The following is a 17,219-nucleotide window of genomic DNA, read 5'->3' as shown; positions in this document are numbered from 1 at the left end:
AACCCATGAGCCACGGACTGCTCTGGTTTCCTTTGTTGCTGGCCTTTGTGCTGCTGGCGTCGCTCGGATGGCTGGAACGACGGCGCCAAAACCTGTTTCGTACCTGGGCCGAAGGCTCCGAACTCGCCAAGCTCGACGGTTGTGGTGGTGCCCGTCTTAAAAACGGTGAATTGCAATGGAGCAGCTTCGAAGCGGGCTGTTTTCAGGATCAGGGCTCGTTTGATGTCTGCAGGCTTGAGCTTGTGGAACTGATGTCGCTGGCATCCGGTGATGCGCCGCTCACCGATGAATCCCAGGGGCGTTGTCGGCTGCGCCTCATCGGTAAGGACCTGCAGATGGATGTGCCCTTCTCTGATGCCGACCGCGCGCGCAGCTGGGGTGAGCAGCTGATGGCACGGGCCAGATGCGACCTGTGAGCCGGGTCTCGACCAACAACAAACCCTCCCAACGGCCGGTTTCCGCTCAGGTCGCCCGGCGCCGGGACTTCCGCCGGCAGCGCCGCCAGACCCTATTGCTTCAGCTCTGGCGGTTCGCGGCCTTGCTGCTTCTCAGTGGAGGATTCAGTTGGACCCTGTTGCGCCATGGCTGGACGCTGCGGAGCCCTGAGGCGATCATCCTGACCGGCGATGCTGCCCTTGAGACCAATGAGGTCATCGAGGCCGCCAAGCTGCGCTTTCCCTCACCTCTCCTGGAGGTCAGTCCCAGGGCTCTTGAACAAGAACTCTTGAAGGTCTTACCGGTTCGCAGCGCTCAGGTGCAGCGCCGAATGCTGCCTGCTCGCCTAATCATCAGCCTGAAGCCCGAGATTCCCGTCGCAAAGGCGGTGCGTCAGGGGCCTGCTGGACGGGAACGGGGACTGCTGAACGCCGCAGGAGAGTGGATCACACTGAGCGACGCACTACCAGAACCGCTCACGAACATCGTTGTGCGCGGTTGGAACGACCAGCAGCGCGCTCAGATCGCTGCACTGCTGCAACAACAGGATCGGTTCGAGGGGAGGCTGAAAGCCATCGTGCTTCACCCTGACGGCAATGTCAGTCTGATCACCACCGAACTGGGCGAGATTGATCTGGGTGGCGAACCAGCCCTTCTAAACGCCCAAATCGAGACGATCGTCCACCTCAACAAGACGTTGCCTAAGTACCTGCGCCAGGCCCATCAGAGCAGCCTTGATCTCAGCAATCCGGACCGACCGGAACTGCAACTGCCGGCTCCACCCACGCCCAAAAAGGTCAAAACTCAACCCTGAATCCAAAGGATTAAAAATCTGGAGACCACAACCTCAGTTCCTGGTTTGTGATCTGTTGAAGCCGAGACCAGGCTTCAGGGACATAATGCATCTCAACCACACGGTTCTGCCTCGACGATGGAGATGGTGAGCGGCTCAGGGTCTTACACGGCAGCGGGAATCCAGCCCAGCCAATCCGCCCGCATCGAGGTCATCGGCGTTGGCGGCGGTGGCAGCAATGCCGTCAACCGCATGATCCTCAGTGACCTTGAGGGGGTTGGCTATCGCGTTCTCAACACCGATGCGCAGGCCCTAATTCAATCGCAAGCCCAGCAACGCCTGCAGCTGGGGCAGACCCTGACCCGCGGGCTTGGCGCCGGCGGCAATCCGACCATCGGCCAGAAAGCAGCCGAGGAATCCCGTACTGATTTGCACGATGCACTGCAGGGCTCCGATCTTGTGTTCATTGCCGCTGGCATGGGTGGTGGAACGGGTACTGGTGCTGCTCCAGTGGTGGCCGAAGTCGCCCGTGAAGTCGGTGCTCTTACCGTCGGAATCGTGACCAAGCCGTTCAGCTTTGAGGGCCGTCGTCGCATGCGTCAGGCCGACGAAGGCATCGCTCGTTTGGCGGAACATGTGGACACGCTGATCGTGATCCCCAACGACCGCCTGCGTGATGCCATCGGCGGAGCTCCTCTTCAGGAAGCTTTCCGCAGTGCGGACGACGTCCTGCGCATGGGCGTCAAAGGCATCAGTGACATCATCACCTGCCCAGGCCTGGTGAACGTTGACTTTGCGGACGTTCGTTCCGTGATGACAGAAGCGGGAACGGCACTGCTGGGCATCGGAATCGGTTCCGGTCGCTCCCGAGCCGTGGAAGCAGCACAGGCTGCGATCGCCAGCCCACTGCTGGAAACCGAGCGGATCGATGGCGCGAAGGGCTGTGTGATCAACATCAGCGGCGGCAAGGACATGACCCTGGAGGACATGACCACTGCTTCCGAGGTTATCTACGACGTCGTCGACCCGGAAGCAAACATCATTGTGGGCGCTGTAGTGGATGAGGCGCTCGAAGGCGAAATTCACGTCACGGTGATCGCCACAGGATTCGAAAACAAGCAGCCCTACCGCAGCGAGCGCAGCCGCTCTGTGCCAGGAATGTTGACTCGTGGGGAACCTGAAGAGAACGGCGCCCGCATTCCTGAATTCCTGCGTCGTCGTCAACAACAGGACAACGGCACGGTATGAGAACACTGTCAGGCCTTCTGGTCTGACGGCTGCTTCGAAGGTGGTGACCCGGAACCCACGCCTGCCCTGAGCATCCCGTGTGGCTGCTCCCTTCCGGTTCTGACCAGATTTGGGCGTCAGAGCCGCATAGGCCCGAATCGGCTAAATGCTAGCAATGAGCCCTCGAGGGGTTCTGAAGCTGCATGCGTCCTTCTGATCTGACCTACTTCAAGCAGAAGGGCAAACCCATCGCCGTGCTCACCGCTTGGGACAGCCTCTCTGCGGCCCTGGCAGAAGCCGCCGGTGCCGATGTGCTGCTTATCGGTGATTCACTGGCGATGGTGGCGCTGGGCCATGCCACAACCCTGCCGGTGAGCCTGGACCAGATGCTCCATCACACCCAGGCGGTGGCACGGGGATTGACGACCCTGCCCGCCAATCAGCCCCTGTTGGTCTGCGACCTGCCCTTTCTTAGCTACCAGTGCGGTGAAGACCTCGCCGTGGCGGCTGCAGGACGCCTGCTGAAGGAGTCAAGTGCTGCAGCGGTGAAATTGGAGGGAGCGGAACCGGAAGTCGTTGCTGTGATCGACCGTCTGGTGCGGATGGGCATTCCTGTGATGGGGCACCTGGGCCTCACCCCCCAGGCCGTGCATCGTTTGGGTTACCGCCGTCAGGCGACGGATGCCATCAGCCAAGAACGCCTGATCGAGCAGGCGTGCGCCCTTGAGCAGAAGGGCTGCTTCTCCTTGGTGCTGGAACATGTTCCATCGGAGCTGGCGTGCCGGGTGCAGCAGGCCCTAACCATCCCGGTGATCGGCATCGGTGCAGGTGACGGCTGCGACGGCCAGGTGCGCGTCACGGCAGACCTGCTGGGGCTCACTGCCAAACAACCTCCCTTCAGCCCAGCGCTCGTGGATGGCCGCCGATTGTTTATCGACGCGTTGAAGGGTTGGGTCAATCAGACCCGGAACCACACTCCCCCCACCAAAGGTGAGAACACCCAAACCGATTAGAACTTGAATCACAGCCCTAAAAGCGCCACAGGGCTGTCTGTGATGCGAAGCCTGGAAAGGAATGGCTGGGTTTCGAGAGACGACAACGGTCATCCGTACCTCCGTCGTCTGCTCTCGATTTTTAGGCTCCGCACGTCTGAATGCAGAGCTGCAACCAGACCGTTGGACGATCTCCGGTTCTGAGGGGTTCCGGAGATTTTTTATTTGCTTCCCTATGGATCAAGCTGAGATCAACAACTGGACATCCATCGCCGAGAGCATGGAGGCCAAGGGCGACACCGAGAGCTGGTTTTACCTTCGTGCACGTGCAATTTCTGATGGGAAGCCTGATCCCATGCCCAACATCTCAGAGTTGTTGGCTGACCCTGCTTCATCTGATCTTTCAAGACAGTTGTGAGCAATATTCGAGCTTTGGCTCGACTGTCTCAAGCGTTTAGGGAGACGCGGGCGAGGGAACCCGCGAACATTCCGTCTCCCAAGCGTTTGCAGTGGTGCTAGCGCCTTAGCCATCCTCACAGCCAACTTGAGAAGATCTGGCTAAGCATTAATGCCTAATTAGATGCAACTGATACCTGGCGACGGCCCATTCGTCAGCGATGATGAACCTGAAGGCAGTGGTGCCTTCAATGCGTCGTTTGGGGGTGGGCTGAGGGGCCTACCTCTTTTTTTTGGGATTTCGGGCGAATTCATTCACATTTCTGAACCAGCCAGCCATACAGATCGCAAGGTCGTTGCAGTCCGAGCTAAACGCAACAGCAACCGCTGATCAATCAGATCGCTTGATGTGACTGGCTTTGGCCTTCTAAAGCCTCTTCCCACCACATAATCACCTCAATCAGCACCTGATTACTGAGGGCCATGCCCTCGGGGTCGGTGAGGCACCAACGGCCTGCTCGCTGCTGCAGCCATCCACGCTCAACGAACGGCTGCCATCGGCGCACCAGGGCATCGGCATCAAGACCTTGAAGGGTCACTCCTTCTCGGCGCCGCAGACCCACCAGCAATTGATCATCCAATGGGAGACCAGCCTCCGCGATGGATTCCTCAGTAGGGCTCTCCAGCCATGCCGCATAGGCAGCGCGGGTGCGGGGTCGCGCCAAGCGCACCCCCCAGGGTGCTGATGTCGCTCCCATGCCAAATCCCCACCAACCGGCACCGCTCCAATACACCCGGTTGTGACGAGAGGCATGGCCCGGACGGGCATGGTTTGAAATCTCGTAACGGCTGAGGCCAGCAGCCGCCAACCGTTGCGATGTTCGCCCCATCAGCGCCACGGCAAGGTCGTCCTCCGGCAGCTTCAACAGACCAAGCGAGCGTTGGCGATCAAACACCGTGCCGGGTTCCACCGAAAGGTCGTAGATCGAGAGATGGGGGGCCTGACTAGCAAGGGCCTGATCCAACTGCGCATCCCACCCAGCCAGGGTCTGGCCCGGGAGGTTCTGGATGAGATCGAGACTCCAGGAGCGGAGCGCGCCATCGCGCCAGGCCTGAACCAACCAGTCAATCGCCGCATGGAGGTCGGTGTGGCGGTGCCGACGCCCCAGCTGTTCGAGCACCGCATCATCAAAGCTCTGGCCCCCGAGGCTGATGCGATTCACTCCATGGGCCAGTACGGAGGCCAATTGCGCGGAATCAAAGGTGGCCGGATCCATCTCCAGGGTGATTTCCGCACCCGGTTGAATACCAAATTTTTCTGCCAAGGCATCGAGCAGTGATCCGATCTGATCAGGGCACAACAGCGATGGCGTTCCCCCGCCGATATAGACCGTGGATAAGGGCGGACCGCTTGGGGCAGAAGCGATTTCCCGATCCAGCAGGCTCAGGTACTCACGGATCGAGCGACTGCCAGGCCCATGGTCAGCCCGGGCTTGGTCCCCTAGCGGAACAACGGCGAAATCACAGTAGTAACAGCGCCGGTGGCAGAAGGGAATGTGGAGGTAGGCGCTGCGAGGTGGGATGGGATAAGGCATGCTTTTGGCATCCGGATCGAGCTGCCACGACCTGAACCCATGGTGGATCCGCTCATCCTGCTTCTGTTTGTGGTTTCCGGTGCAGCTGCCGGTTGGATGGGGATTCACTTGCTGCCCGATGGGCTGGTGAGTGCAAACACAAATGCTGAACAGTTACGTCTTCAGCTCAGCGGAGCTGGCGGTGGCGTTGGCTTGATCGCAGGCCTGGTGTTCAAAAAGCTGCGGGTGCGCCTAATGCAACAGGTGCGCACCATGCCCACCGATCTACTGGTGAGCCGTGCTGTCGGCCTGATCCTGGGACTGCTGGTGGCCAACCTGCTACTGCTGCCCGTTCTGCTGCTTCCCTTCTCCGGGGGAATTGTTCTGCTCAAACCCCTTCTGGCGGTGGTGAGCAACGTCTTTTTCGGAATTCTGGGAAGCAACCTGGCAGAAGTTCACGGCCGCACGCTGCTGCGCCTGTTCAATCCCGCCAGCACTGAGGCGCTGCTGGTGGCCGATGGGGTGCTGACCCCCGCCACAGCCAAGATTCTGGACACCAGCGTGATCATCGATGGCCGGATCCGAGGCATGCTCGCCTGCGGCTTACTGGAAGGGCAGGTGATCGTTGCCGAATCGGTGATCGATGAGATGCAACAGCTGTCGGACTCCACCAACATCGAAAAGCGAGCAAAGGGCCGACGTGGCCTGAAGCTGCTGAAGGATCTGCGGGAAACCTACGGGCGGCGGTTGGTGATCAACAGCACGCGTTACGACGGCAAGGGAACGGACGACCGACTGCTGCAGCTTGCGTCTGACACCGGTGGCACGCTGGTGACCGCAGACTTCAACCTGGCGCAGGTGGCCCAGGTCAAAGACCTGAAGGTGATGAATCTGAGTGAGCTGGTGATCGCTTTGCGGCCTGAAGTGCAACCCGGCGACGAACTCAAACTCAAGATCGTGCGTGAAGGCAAGGAGGAAAGCCAGGGGGTCGGCTACCTCGACGACGGAACGATGGTGGTGGTCAACGAGGCGAAATCGCTGATCGGCCAACGCAAACCTGTGGTGGTGACCGGTGCCCTGCAAACCCCAACCGGGCGCATGGTGTTTGCACGGTTGGACGAGAAGGATGCATCAACCGACACCAAGCCTGCAACGAAATCGAAAAGTCAGGGGAAACCGGCCAAAACCAGCAACCGCAAGCCCGCTGACCCCGGCTAGGCTCGCCCCACTGCGATGGTGGAGATGACAACTTCGGCCCCGTACTACGGCGACAGTGCCGTGATGCGCACACCACCTCCCGACCTTCCCTCACTCCTGCTCAAGGAGCGGATCGTCTATCTGGGCTTGCCCCTGTTCTCTGACGACGACGCCAAGCGTCAGATGGGCATCGACGTGACTGAGCTGATCATTGCTCAGCTTCTTTATCTGGAATTCGACAACCCAGAAAAGCCGATTTACTTCTACATCAACTCCACAGGCACGAGCTGGTACTCGGGTGAAGCGATCGGCTTCGAGACCGAAGCCTTCGCCATTTGCGACACCCTCCGCTATGTGAAGCCCCCGGTGCACACCATCTGTATCGGCCAGGCCATGGGTACCGCCGCTGTGATCCTTTCCGCAGGAACGAAAGGTCAACGAGCCGCTCTCCCCAACTCTTCCATCGTTCTGCACCAGCCCCGCAGCGGTGCCCGCGGCCAGGCGACGGACATACAAATCCGGGCCAAAGAAGTGCTTCACAACAAGCAAGCGATGCTTGAAATCCTTTCCACCAACACAGGACGGTCTGTGGAAGAGCTCAGCAAAGATTCCGACCGGATGAGCTACTTGACTCCCCAGCAAGCCGTTGAGTACGGACTCATCGACCGAGTGCTCAGTAGCCGCAAAGACCTTCCTGGCAATCCCCCCGTCTGATCCACGGCATCAGATCCAACCCTTCTCCACTTCTTACATCCACGTTCTGAACAATGCCGATCGGTACCCCCAGCGTTCCCTACCGCCTGCCTGGCAGCCAGATGGAGCGCTGGGTCGACATCTACACCCGTCTCGGGGTGGAACGGATTCTCTTCCTCGGCTCTGAGGTCAATGACGGCATCGCCAACAGCCTGGTGGCCCAGATGCTGTATCTCGACTCGGAAGACAGCAGCAAGCCGATTTACCTATACATCAACTCCCCAGGTGGCTCTGTCACGGCGGGCCTAGCGATCTACGACACCATCCAGTACGTCAAAAGCGAGGTGGTCACCATCTGCGTTGGCCTCGCCGCATCCATGGGTGCCTTCCTCTTAGCCGCTGGCACCAAGGGGAAACGAGTCGCCCTGCCCCACAGTCGAATCATGATCCACCAGCCCCTCGGCGGCACCAGCCGTCGCCAGGCCAGTGATATCGAAATCGAGGCACGGGAGATCCTGCGAATGAAGGAGATGCTCAACCGCTCCCTGTCCGATATGAGTGGCCAGAGTTTCGAGAAGATCGAGAAGGACACCGACCGGGACTACTTCCTCAGTGCCGAAGAAGCCAAGGAATACGGCCTGATCGACCGTGTCATCTCCCATCCGAACGAGGCCTGAACCGAACGGGGCAGGCCACTGCGTAAGCTCGTCGACTGCAGTGTTCCGCAAGCCCGCCCCGGATGGCCCAGCTCTTCTACGACTCCGACGCCGATCTCGGTCTGCTGAATGGCAAGACCGTGGCCATCATTGGTTATGGCTCCCAGGGTCATGCCCACGCTCTGAACCTGAAGGATTCAGGTGTGAACGTGGTGGTGGGCCTCTACGACGGCAGCCGCTCAGCGGAGAAGGCCAAGGCCGATGGTCTTGAAGTGCTGAGCGTGGCCGATGCATCGGCCAAGGCTGACTGGATCATGGTCTTGCTACCCGACGAATTCCAAAAGGACGTCTACGAGAAAGAAATCGCACCTCACCTGAGTGCAGGCAAGGTTCTCAGCTTCGCCCACGGCTTCAACATCCGCTTCGAACTGATCAAGCCCCCCGCTGATGTGGATGTGGTGATGATCGCCCCGAAGGGCCCAGGCCACACCGTGCGTTGGGAATATCAGAACGGCCAGGGCGTGCCCGCCTTGTTCGCCATCGAACAGGACGCCTCCGGCAATGCACGCGGCATGGCCATGGCCTACGCCAAGGGAATCGGCGGTACCCGTGCCGGCATCCTGGAGACAAACTTCAAAGAGGAGACCGAAACCGATCTGTTCGGTGAGCAGGCTGTGCTGTGTGGCGGTCTGTCAGAGCTCGTGAAGGCTGGTTTCGAGACACTGGTGGAAGCGGGTTACCAGCCCGAACTTGCCTACTTCGAGTGCATGCACGAGGTGAAGCTGATTGTGGATCTGATGGTGAAAGGAGGACTGACCTCCATGCGCGATTCGATCTCCAATACCGCGGAGTACGGCGATTACGTCAGCGGCCCCCGTCTGATCACCGCCGACACCAAGGCCGAGATGAAGCGTGTTCTGGCTGACATCCAGGACGGCACATTCGCCAGAAACTTCGTGGCCGAATGCGAAGCCGGCAAGCCCGAAATGAAGAAGGTGCGCGATCGTGACTCTCAGCATCCGATCGAGAAAGTGGGTAAAGGCCTGCGCTCGATGTTCAGCTGGCTGAAGGACGTCTGATCCAGCGCAAGCGCTCAACACCCGGTGGGATCAAACACCATCACTCACCGCACCCCCCGCTCTGTTGCCCGAACGGTGCAGAGCGGGGCTTTTTGTTGGTTCCTGATCATGCCCCTCCCATGACCTCAGAAACGGTGGGAAGCCTGCTGGTGCTTGGGGCAGCACTGCTGGATCAGTTGATCGGTGACCCGCGTCGGATGCTCCACCCCGTGGTGGTAATGGGGTGGAGCATCCGGCAGTTGCGGCATTGGATCGAGCCATGGACGGGTGACCATCCGATGAAGCTACGGATTGGGGGAGGCCTGATCACCCTGATCCTGGTGCTTGGCAGCGTCCTGACGGGCTGGTGCCTAGAGCGGCTGCTGTGGCTTCCCTCCCCATGGCAGTGGATTTCCATCCCCGTTCTGGCTCTGAGCCTCGCCAGCACCCTGGCGGCCCGCAGCCTGAGGGACAGCGTGCTGGCGGTGTTGAATGATTTGCCATCAGCGGAGGCAGGAAACCTCGAGCCGGCCCGCAGGAACTTGAGCTGGATCGTCGGACGAGACGTTCAGAGCTTGGATCGAGAAGGACTGCTCAGGGCCACAGCCGAAACCGCTTCGGAAAATGCAGTGGATGGCGTATTCGCTCCTCTGTTCTGGATGGGGATCGGTGCGCTGCTCTGGATGGTCATGGCCTCTGGCCCTGGCCCCCTGGCCCTGGCCTGGGGCTTCAAGGCCAGCAGCACGCTGGATTCCATGCTCGGGTACCGCACCGGTCGTCTGCGCTGGTTAGGAACAGCCGGAGCACGCCTCGATGATCTGCTCACCTGGCTGCCCTGTCGTCTGGTCATGCTGACGCTGCCCCTGGTCTGCCCTCCCTGGACGCAGTGGGCGCGACGGGTGCAAGCTGCAGAACGGGATGGGTCAGCAGATCCATCCCCCAATGCAGGGCGTTCGGAAGCGATCTACGCACACTGCATCGGGATCCAACTCGGCGGCGAAAACAGGTATGGAGAGCGCTTGGTTCAGAAACCGGTGCTTGGGGCTGGCCAACCAACCGCAAACGTGGCTTCGGTCAGAGCTGTTCTGAAGGCATCAAGCCGGCTGGAGATCGTCTGGCTCAGTACTCTTGGGATCATCCAATGGGCAATCACCCGTTGAACACGAATCAGTAAGCTCCCCGGTCCATCGGGAGGAGCAACACACCAAACGTGCGAAGGATGATCGCAAAATCCAGGCCGAACGAACGACCACGGGCGTAGGCCAGGTCGAGCTTGACACGTTTTTTGTAGCTCAAGTTGTTCCTGCCACTCACTTGCCAGAGTCCAGTCAAACCGGGTCGCACTGAAGCAACTTCGTCCATGTAAGGGCCGTAGCGAACGAGTTCTTTGTCAACGATCGGGCGTGGACCGACAACACTCATCTCCCCGCGGAGAACGTTCAGAAACTGCGGTAGTTCATCAAGGCTCGAGCGGCGGAGGAAACGGCCAACAGGAGTGATCCGAGGATCACGCTTGAGCTTGAAGTCACGCTCGAACTCAGCGCGCAGCGAGGGATCGGCTTCAAGCACACGCGCCAGTACGGCATCCGCCTCGGCCCGCATGGTGCGGAACTTAATGCAGCCAAAACGTTGGTAGCTCCGGCCCACCCGACGCTGGACGTAGAACACAGGTCCCGGCGAACTGAGCTTCACCAATCCCGCCAGAAGCAAAAGCACCGGTGAACCGATGCTGAGTACGGCGAGAGAAAAAACAATGTCTCCTGTGCGCTTGAATGCACGACCCCATCTGTTCTGATGCCGAATCAGAGTGCCGGTCGAGAGAACCGAGGGCGGGGCTGAGATCAGCGCAAGGTGTGGCTTGTACTTGCCACGGCGAGCTGCACGCCCTGCGGTCTCAATCAAGGATGGCCGAGAGGCCGAGGTCAAAGGCTCAACCTGGGTCTCACCACACTCAACGTCACAGGCGGAGCCCTTTCATCTCCGCAGGGTCACTCGCTGCAACGGCACAGCCCCGTTGATGAGTGCTCCAGGCCATACGCAGTGCCGATTCAAAGCGAGCCGCGAAAGCTTCCGCCCGAAAGCGCTTGGCCCACGCACGGATGGATTCCGAATCCAGAGAACGCCAAATCCGTTCTTGTTCAAACCACTCCACGGCCTGCACCAGCGACTCGACGCTCTGGTCCGGGAACAGAACCCCGGAAGGCTCCTTGAGTTCGGCGGACGCACAACGCACCGTGTCCAACAAACCGCCCCGCCCCAACCCAATCACCGGCGCTCCGGCCGCCATCGCTTCCACCGGAGCAATGCCGAACTCCTCCAGGCCGGCTACACAAATGCCCGACAACGGGCCATGAGCTCTTCCACCTGCTGCTGGGACTGACGCCCGAGCAAGGTGACGGTGGGGCCACCAGCCAGAACTTCTAATGGTGTCCCCTCTCAGGGCCATCGCCAACCACCAGCAGGGGAAGACCAAGACAGTTGAAGGCTTCCACCACAAGATCCACCCGCTTGCAAGGGACTAAACGGCACCGGCAGAGGTAGACGTCGTCTCGATCGGCGTCACAACAAAAGCGCTCCAATTCCACGGGGGGTGGTGGATAGATCACGCTGGCCTCCCGCCCCCAGTATTTGCGGATTCGACGCGCCGTGAAACGGGAGTTGGCGATGAGGTGATCCACCCGCTGAGCACTGAGTTGGTCCCATTGCCGCAGAGCATGCAACTGCCAGCGAATCAAAGGGCCCAGAACACTCCGAGCGAGCGCCGAACGCTGCAGATATGCGTGCATCTGATCCCAGGCGTAACGCACGGGTGTGTGCATGCAATTGACGCGCAGCTGATCCGGAGCCGTCAACACTCCCTCGGCCACCAGGTGGCTGCTGCTGATAGCCAGCTCAGCAGCGCGGAGATCGATCTGTTCGATCGCAAAGGGGAACAGCGGAGATACTGCTGCACATGGCTGCGACCCAACGCAGGCGCTGAATCGGGCTGGTGAGGACAGGTGGTCCGTACGACCAACTACCGGGCTGTGGAGATTCGGCGTCAATGAGGGCCGCCATCTACGGCTCACATCCAAGGCTGCGCAGCAGGGAATCAACCTCTTGAACAACCTGCTCTGCACCACAGACAGAACGAGGCGGTGAGCACTCATGAACCAGAGCGATGCGCTATGGGAGGTGATCCGAAGCCAAGGACATTCCTATGGAATCAAGCGAACGCTACGAAGTCTCTCAGCTCATTGCAGGAGCAGGCCAAGATCACGATGCTGGTGCACATGTCCAGTACGAACCTCACCATCAACATCCTCCTGGAGGAGGCGTTGAATGAACCGGACATCGGCACAACGAGCCGATTCCGTTGGCATGCCACAGCGGTGGGTATTGCGGCACTTTGGATTAACAGCGCTCCGCCATCAACACCGCCCTTTGAGGACGCACTAAAAGAAGGGCTCAATGTGGGGCTCGACCTCAGCCGAGAGGAACGGGAGTTCCATCAGGTGGAACAAGGACTGGTGCTTTTGTTCCACTCCTGAAAGGATCAAGAGAGGTTGCTAAAAAATTAGACGGGAACCCACGCCATAGTTCTCTAATAATGCATATTCAAATGAAACATCTCCTGCATGCAAGATCGCAGCCAACGACTGGACAAGGGACGAAATGAGGATGAGCAATAAGGACAACGGGCTCGCCACGTGATTGTGATTGCAGGCGCATCACGATGCGTTCACCTTGAACGTGCTGGAGCGACTGGGCTGTGATCCGAATCAACTCCTGAAACGCTCCATAGTTGAACGAATGAAGTGGCTGATGGATCCAGTCAACTTCAAAAAAACGAAAAACATGGAAGCCGAAACACTGCCTGCTGCTTCATATCGATCTGACGAGCATCAATCACAACACCAATTCGAAGATGCTGCGGCAGATTTCAAAGCGAACCAAGCAGCTCGACATGATCACCCTGACACCTCGCCGAAAGAATGGCGACAACGCATTTTTGATCTCCTCCATACTGAGAATGAACCATCAATGAGAGCAGCGCTGATTGCCCTTTAAGCAAAAGCCAGCAGAAAAATCTCAAAATTCCTGCATTACAGAGAATACAAAAATGGTTGCTGAAAACAAAAAATCATGGTGCGCAGGCTGCTGCACGATCAACACATTTGATCAGTCTTTCTTGAAATCGATACCTCCTTCTCAAGAAGTTCTGAGCGGGAGTGAGTTCAATATTGTTCAATAGCTCGGCTTTCATTCAATAACGGAGAGGGTGGAAGACGATTTCACTCCCTGACGCACCTCAGCGAACGGCTACGAACGATTTTTCCGAAATCGTCGGAATTTCCTACACCATTTCCTACACCAAAAGGATGCGGCAGGTCACGAACGCCGGCGAACGACCCTCATTGAGTTATCTGGATGCCATCTGGTCTTCCATCCACTTGATGACCTCCTGCTCGTTCCAGACCACTGAACGGGAACCCAACTGGATCTGCTTGGGGAAGGTTCCGTCCTTCATGCGGGCGTAGATGAAGGTCTTGCCCATACCCGTCATCTCAAGCACCTCTGCAAGCCGCAAGAAACGGGGAAGAGCTCTATTGCCTGATGGCATTGCGAATGAAAGAAGAGCCCTGATGACAGAGCTCTTCTTTCAAGTCAGCCAGAGCCCAGTAGCTGTTCGTAGCCCTGTTTTGCCTTACGCCTGCAAAGAGGGAACGGTGTTGCTGCCCCAGTAGCTCCACATCTGGTTGTTCATCGCTGCTGTTGAACCATCACCACTGGTCATTTGGGTGAGCTGCCCAATGCTCAAGTTGCCGCCGGTATAAACCGCTTCCAGGGTGCCTTTGGCATAGATGCCAATGCCGGAGACACCTCTGGCGGTGACGTTCTCTTTAAAGGAGAGGTCCTGGGAGAAGACACCAATGATCTTGATTTGGTCTTTGGCATCCAGTCCCTCGATGAAGTCGGCTTTCTCGCCGTTGGGGCTGTTGCCTGAGGTGCCGTACCACCAATTGTTGAGGTGTTGATCGGACTTAATCGCGATCAGGTCTGTGGAGCCATCGCGTTGGTCTTTGTAGGTGTTCCAGCCGAAGTCTCCGTGCAGTTCATCAGAGCCAGCACCACCGGTGATGATGTCGCGCCCGTTGCCGCCGTGGATCAGGTCATCACCATCACCGCCATCCATGACGTCCCAACCGGCAAGACCCCTGAGGGTCTCACCACCTGAGCTGCCATTGAGGACAGAGCCTTTGGGCACTCCGTCCCAGGCGCTCTTGTTGATCTGCTTGCCCTGGATCAGTTCACCGCCACCTTGTTTGGCTTGAACAACGCGGTTGATCTGGACCTTGTCGCTCCAGGTCTTCTCAACCACGTCCATCAGCTTGGTGTCATTGACGTCCTGGGATAAGGCGCTGATGGGCGTGGAGTCAGAGAACCACTGACCAACGATGTCTCTGGCTTTAACGGTTTGATCAACGCGGTAGATGTTCCAACTGCTGAGTTTGTTGTTGGAATTGACGGTGTTGTTCTTGTTGTTGGAGTTGATGGTTGTCGTTGTGTTGTTGGAGCCGACCGTGGTGTTGTTGGAGTTGAAGTAGTTGTAGGTGATGTTGGTTTTATTGGTCGTGTTGTTCACGACGGCTTGATCGTCATCCTCGATCGTGACGGTGGCAGCCTTGGTGTTGAACTGCGCGAGATCATCGGAGGATGCGATTTTGACCTTGAAGGTCTCATCCGATTCAACGGCAGAGTCTTCTTTGGTGGCGATGGATAGTTTCTTGCTTTTAACACCAGCACCAAAGCGAATGGTCTTGTCTTTGAGCTGGGTGTAATCAGAGCCGCTTTTGGCGGTGCCATTGACGGTGTTGACGGTCAGATCGATCGCAGCAGATGTATTGCCTTTACGTGTGATCAAAATCTGAGCGGTATCACCTTCCCAGACGTTTGTGCCGTCGATTGAGAAGGTCGATTCGGCAGGAGCGGTAGAGTCGATTATGAAAACTCGCGCCGAGTGATCGGATAACCAACTATAACTAGTATCCCAATTGTTTTCTAACTTCGTGTAGTTGGAGTCATCTATTCTACCAATCCAAGCATCAAGAAACTCCGGCATCTCTTCGAGTCCATCCTCAAGAGCTTCTATAATGAAAGATTTTTGCGTTTCTCCTGGAGAAAAAATGAGTTCAAGTCCCCCTTCTGCGGGTGACAAATAATCTATACCAGTCCTGGCAGTTTCCATAGGAAAATGAGCCTCAGTAAAAACCTCGACTGTTGCTTTACGACTGGTGTCTCCGCTTCTATATATTTTCATTTTACCTTCCTGCCCTTCTTCAATCGTGCCTGTATGAAGCTGAAAAGTTGATTTAGCGGGCGTGAGGGAAGTGTCATTGATGGTGACGGTAGCAGTGTCACCAACCTGAGTGGTTCTTGCCCAATCACTAAAGAGCTTGATCTCTAAGGTTTCTGACTTTTCTGTTTTCGTATCAGCAGCGAGGGTGTGAGCAAAGTTGATCGTGCCATCGGATTTGACAACGCTTGACCCTTTGAGGTCACCAGTGGAAAAATCATCGGCATCAATGCCGTTTCCACTAAGGGCCCAGTAAAGCCTGGTCCCTGCATCAACACCTGTTGTTGTGACATTAGTTCTTAGCTTTAGCCCTTCATCGATCGCAGCAAGTTCTGGGTCAAGGGAGTATGAAATGGGCGAATTAGATGTATCTTTAATTCTGAATAATATTGTCTCACCTACCTGGTGCTGTATATCTCTTTCGTGGTAATTTGGATCAACATCTTTATGACTGTAAAATAATCTAAAAGTGAACTCTTCGTCCCCTTCCGTCTCAAAGTCATTGGAAATTTTAAAGTCTAAAGTATTGAACTCGCTTCTAAGGTTTATTTCTCCAGTAGTTTTTCCGACTTCAAAATCCGACGATTCAATGCCTTCGCCCTCAACTTTCCACGTGATCTTGTCCCAAAGGCGTTGTAAATAGACTGGGTGAATTTTTGGTAGAGCTAAATCAGATATAGAAATTGAAAAAGATTCTCCTTCGTCCAGCACTTTCTTGCTTGCGCTGACCGCTGGATCTATAGACGAATCACTGATATTTAGCTCCAGGTCGCTCCCTATTTGTTGCGTTAAGTTGCGATCTGAATACAATCCAAGAATTAGCTTCTCATCGCCTTCTCTCTTGTAATCATTCCGAATGACAACCGTCCTGTGTATTGATCCACTGCTGCTGTAATTTATTTCTCCAAAATAGCCATTGCTACCGCTGAATGATCCTCCGTTCAGGAAATAATCGTGGTTTCTGTCAATTCCTGTGACTCTTAAATAAGCCTTTCCATTTTTTGGAATTAAAGATCCTGTCCCATCATGCTTATACCCAACAAGTACCGTTTCGCCTTCTACTGCGGAAGTAGTTGGAGACCATCTGTAATTAAGAATTGAGAGACCCATACGTCCTTCCTTAAAAGCTCTTGAAATCTTGCGAGAAGCTTAAGACGCATGGGTCTCGCTACGAAACCGATGGTTATGTCTGCCTGTTCAGATCCATTCCAGGGGAATGGATCTCAGCCCTGCTCAGCGCGCCAGGCAGAAGCCATTGCCCTTGTACTGAGATCCGCTGGGGCAGGACGTCCCACTGCTGCCTCCAGCGCGGAAGAACTGGTAGTTCGGCTTTGTGGCTCTGCAGAAGCCACTGCCGCGGTATTGGGAGCCAGAAGAGCAGGGAACGCGCCCGCACGTCTGCAATCGACTGCGGACTTCAACGTCCCTTTGGATCAGACAAAAACCTCATCTGCAGTTGCCCGCGGAACTTGGCGAACTTTGGCGGACTGCTACGAACGGAGAGGGTGGAAGTCGACTTCGCCCTAAATGGGACGGCATGACACAACCTGGGAAGGATTTCCCAAATCGTTTCGGAAATACCACAACAAATACCACAACACGGAGAATGTCGTTGATGTGGTCTCGTCCAACTGAAAAAAAATTATCAGACCTGGTCTTGGGTTCTCATCTTGACCAACCCAGAAAATCGACAAACCTTAGCAGATCTCTTACAACAGAGAAAGAATTCCATTATTCCGGAGATGAACGAAAAGACTTTTCGAGACGGGCTGAGGAATGCTCTTACGGAGAAAATCCAAGAAGATAACAAGTGAATTCACTTCTCCTTCTATTCCTGACTACCACACAAGCTTTTACAGTG

General features: G+C 56.7%; 18 protein-coding genes and 1 other RNA gene. 12 read left to right on the top strand and 7 right to left on the bottom strand.

Annotation, left to right across the window (positions count from 1 at the left end):
- Positions 1-5 precede the first annotated feature (5 nt).
- The 3 genes from FZZ85_RS05620 (at position 6) to ftsZ (ending at position 2,476) form a co-directional block, all read left to right on the top strand.
- A complete protein-coding gene (locus tag FZZ85_RS05620; RefSeq protein ID WP_226413032.1) occupies positions 6-416 on the top strand; it encodes a hypothetical protein in 411 nt (136 codons plus the stop codon).
- Positions 404-1,249, top strand: coding sequence for a cell division protein FtsQ/DivIB (locus FZZ85_RS05615; protein ID WP_226413030.1), 846 nt, complete (start codon positions 404-406; stop codon positions 1,247-1,249). The genes FZZ85_RS05620 and FZZ85_RS05615 overlap by 13 nt, the downstream gene beginning before the upstream one ends.
- 117 nt (positions 1,250-1,366) lie before the next feature.
- Positions 1,367-2,476 carry a cell division protein FtsZ gene (gene ftsZ, locus FZZ85_RS05610; protein ID WP_226413028.1) on the top strand — a complete coding sequence of 370 codons (1,110 nt, stop codon included), beginning with the start codon at positions 1,367-1,369 and terminating at the stop codon, positions 2,474-2,476.
- A gap of 41 nt (positions 2,477-2,517) precedes the next feature.
- Here the strand turns inward: ftsZ and ffs are convergent.
- Positions 2,518-2,615: signal recognition particle sRNA small type (ffs, locus tag FZZ85_RS05605), an RNA gene on the bottom strand.
- 43 nt (positions 2,616-2,658) lie between these two features.
- Here ffs and panB point away from each other — a divergent pair.
- Entirely contained in the window at positions 2,659-3,468 is an 810-nt protein-coding gene (gene panB / locus FZZ85_RS05600) for a 3-methyl-2-oxobutanoate hydroxymethyltransferase (protein ID WP_226413026.1), read from the top strand.
- A 61-nt stretch (positions 3,469-3,529) separates the two neighbouring features.
- Positions 3,530-3,865 carry a hypothetical protein gene (locus FZZ85_RS12195; RefSeq protein WP_370631143.1) on the top strand — a complete coding sequence of 112 codons (336 nt, stop codon included), beginning with the start codon at positions 3,530-3,532 and terminating at the stop codon, positions 3,863-3,865.
- 373 nt (positions 3,866-4,238) lie between these two features.
- Here the strand turns inward: FZZ85_RS12195 and hemW are convergent, their stop codons facing one another.
- Positions 4,239-5,438 carry a radical SAM family heme chaperone HemW gene (gene hemW, locus FZZ85_RS05590; RefSeq protein ID WP_226413024.1) on the bottom strand — a complete coding sequence of 400 codons (1,200 nt, stop codon included), beginning with the start codon at positions 5,436-5,438 and terminating at the stop codon, positions 4,239-4,241.
- 39 nt (positions 5,439-5,477) lie between these two features.
- On the opposite strand from hemW, the gene FZZ85_RS05585 reads away from it, so the two are divergent.
- From FZZ85_RS05585 to cbiB, 5 genes are all read left to right on the top strand, one after another.
- A complete protein-coding gene (locus FZZ85_RS05585; RefSeq protein ID WP_226413022.1) occupies positions 5,478-6,635 on the top strand; it encodes a PIN/TRAM domain-containing protein in 1,158 nt (385 codons plus the stop codon).
- A 24-nt stretch (positions 6,636-6,659) separates the two neighbouring features.
- Complete coding sequence (locus FZZ85_RS05580; RefSeq protein ID WP_041435522.1) at positions 6,660-7,328, top strand: ATP-dependent Clp protease proteolytic subunit; 669 nt, start codon at positions 6,660-6,662, stop codon at positions 7,326-7,328.
- A 53-nt stretch (positions 7,329-7,381) separates the two neighbouring features.
- Positions 7,382-7,984, top strand: coding sequence for an ATP-dependent Clp protease proteolytic subunit (locus FZZ85_RS05575; RefSeq protein WP_011363833.1), 603 nt, complete (start codon positions 7,382-7,384; stop codon positions 7,982-7,984).
- A 62-nt stretch (positions 7,985-8,046) separates the two neighbouring features.
- Positions 8,047-9,042, top strand: a complete 996-nt coding sequence (gene ilvC, locus FZZ85_RS05570) for a ketol-acid reductoisomerase (protein ID WP_226413020.1) — start codon at positions 8,047-8,049, stop codon at positions 9,040-9,042.
- Between the two features lie 119 nt (positions 9,043-9,161).
- The gene (cbiB, locus tag FZZ85_RS05565; protein WP_226413018.1) at positions 9,162-10,181 is read left to right on the top strand and encodes an adenosylcobinamide-phosphate synthase CbiB; all 1,020 of its coding nucleotides are present in this window, start codon (positions 9,162-9,164) and stop codon (positions 10,179-10,181) included.
- A gap of 7 nt (positions 10,182-10,188) precedes the next feature.
- Here the strand turns inward: cbiB and FZZ85_RS05560 are convergent, their stop codons facing one another.
- The 3 genes from FZZ85_RS05560 to FZZ85_RS12185 all read right to left on the bottom strand — a co-directional run bounded on the left by FZZ85_RS05560 (position 10,189) and on the right by FZZ85_RS12185 (position 12,170).
- Entirely contained in the window at positions 10,189-10,947 is a 759-nt protein-coding gene (locus FZZ85_RS05560; protein ID WP_226413016.1) for a sugar transferase, read from the bottom strand.
- A gap of 31 nt (positions 10,948-10,978) precedes the next feature.
- Positions 10,979-11,365 (bottom strand): glycosyltransferase, encoded by a 387-nt coding sequence (locus tag FZZ85_RS12190; RefSeq protein WP_370631142.1) that lies wholly within the window; start codon positions 11,363-11,365, stop codon positions 10,979-10,981.
- A 76-nt stretch (positions 11,366-11,441) separates the two neighbouring features.
- Positions 11,442-12,170 (bottom strand): hypothetical protein, encoded by a 729-nt coding sequence (locus tag FZZ85_RS12185; RefSeq protein WP_370631141.1) that lies wholly within the window; start codon positions 12,168-12,170, stop codon positions 11,442-11,444.
- Between the two features lie 111 nt (positions 12,171-12,281).
- Between FZZ85_RS12185 and FZZ85_RS05550 the strand changes: the two genes are divergently transcribed.
- Together FZZ85_RS05550 and FZZ85_RS05545 are read left to right on the top strand one after the other, a co-directional pair.
- On the top strand, positions 12,282-12,551 hold the full coding sequence (locus FZZ85_RS05550) for a hypothetical protein (RefSeq protein ID WP_370631148.1): 270 nt from the start codon (positions 12,282-12,284) through the stop codon (positions 12,549-12,551).
- Positions 12,552-12,747: 196 nt separating this feature from the next.
- A complete protein-coding gene (locus FZZ85_RS05545) occupies positions 12,748-13,071 on the top strand; it encodes a hypothetical protein (RefSeq protein WP_226413012.1) in 324 nt (107 codons plus the stop codon).
- 352 nt (positions 13,072-13,423) lie between these two features.
- Here the strand turns inward: FZZ85_RS05545 and FZZ85_RS05540 are convergent, their stop codons facing one another.
- Positions 13,424-13,591, bottom strand: coding sequence for an AlpA family transcriptional regulator (locus FZZ85_RS05540; RefSeq protein WP_255616026.1), 168 nt, complete (start codon positions 13,589-13,591; stop codon positions 13,424-13,426).
- Between the two features lie 117 nt (positions 13,592-13,708).
- Complete coding sequence (locus FZZ85_RS05535) at positions 13,709-16,468, bottom strand: Calx-beta domain-containing protein (protein ID WP_226413008.1); 2,760 nt, start codon at positions 16,466-16,468, stop codon at positions 13,709-13,711.
- Positions 16,469-17,219: the final 751 nt, after the last annotated feature.

The sequence above is a fragment of the Synechococcus sp. MU1642 genome (assembly GCF_020514115.1).
Classification (GTDB): domain Bacteria; phylum Cyanobacteriota; class Cyanobacteriia; order PCC-6307; family Cyanobiaceae; genus Parasynechococcus.
This window is presented reverse-complemented; position numbering and strand designations above follow the sequence as displayed.

Bases quoted from the DNA above. Each gene is read 5' to 3' on its own strand.
- FZZ85_RS05620 (WP_226413032.1), top strand. From the start codon at position 6: ATGAGCCACGGACTGCTCTGGTTTCCTTTGTTGCTGGCCTTTGTGCTG.
- FZZ85_RS05615 (WP_226413030.1), top strand. From the start codon at position 404: ATGCGACCTGTGAGCCGGGTCTCGACCAACAACAAACCCTCCCAACGG.
- ftsZ (WP_226413028.1), top strand. From the start codon at position 1,367: ATGGAGATGGTGAGCGGCTCAGGGTCTTACACGGCAGCGGGAATCCAG.
- panB (WP_226413026.1), top strand. From the start codon at position 2,659: ATGCGTCCTTCTGATCTGACCTACTTCAAGCAGAAGGGCAAACCCATC.
- FZZ85_RS12195 (WP_370631143.1), top strand. From the start codon at position 3,530: ATGGCTGGGTTTCGAGAGACGACAACGGTCATCCGTACCTCCGTCGTC.
- hemW (WP_226413024.1), bottom strand. From the start codon at position 5,438: ATGCCTTATCCCATCCCACCTCGCAGCGCCTACCTCCACATTCCCTTC.
- FZZ85_RS05585 (WP_226413022.1), top strand. From the start codon at position 5,478: ATGGTGGATCCGCTCATCCTGCTTCTGTTTGTGGTTTCCGGTGCAGCT.
- FZZ85_RS05580 (WP_041435522.1), top strand. From the start codon at position 6,660: ATGACAACTTCGGCCCCGTACTACGGCGACAGTGCCGTGATGCGCACA.
- FZZ85_RS05575 (WP_011363833.1), top strand. From the start codon at position 7,382: ATGCCGATCGGTACCCCCAGCGTTCCCTACCGCCTGCCTGGCAGCCAG.
- ilvC (WP_226413020.1), top strand. From the start codon at position 8,047: ATGGCCCAGCTCTTCTACGACTCCGACGCCGATCTCGGTCTGCTGAAT.
- cbiB (WP_226413018.1), top strand. From the start codon at position 9,162: ATGACCTCAGAAACGGTGGGAAGCCTGCTGGTGCTTGGGGCAGCACTG.
- FZZ85_RS12185 (WP_370631141.1), bottom strand. From the start codon at position 12,170: ATGAGTGCTCACCGCCTCGTTCTGTCTGTGGTGCAGAGCAGGTTGTTC.
- FZZ85_RS05550 (WP_370631148.1), top strand. From the start codon at position 12,282: ATGCTGGTGCACATGTCCAGTACGAACCTCACCATCAACATCCTCCTG.
- FZZ85_RS05535 (WP_226413008.1), bottom strand. From the start codon at position 16,468: ATGGGTCTCTCAATTCTTAATTACAGATGGTCTCCAACTACTTCCGCA.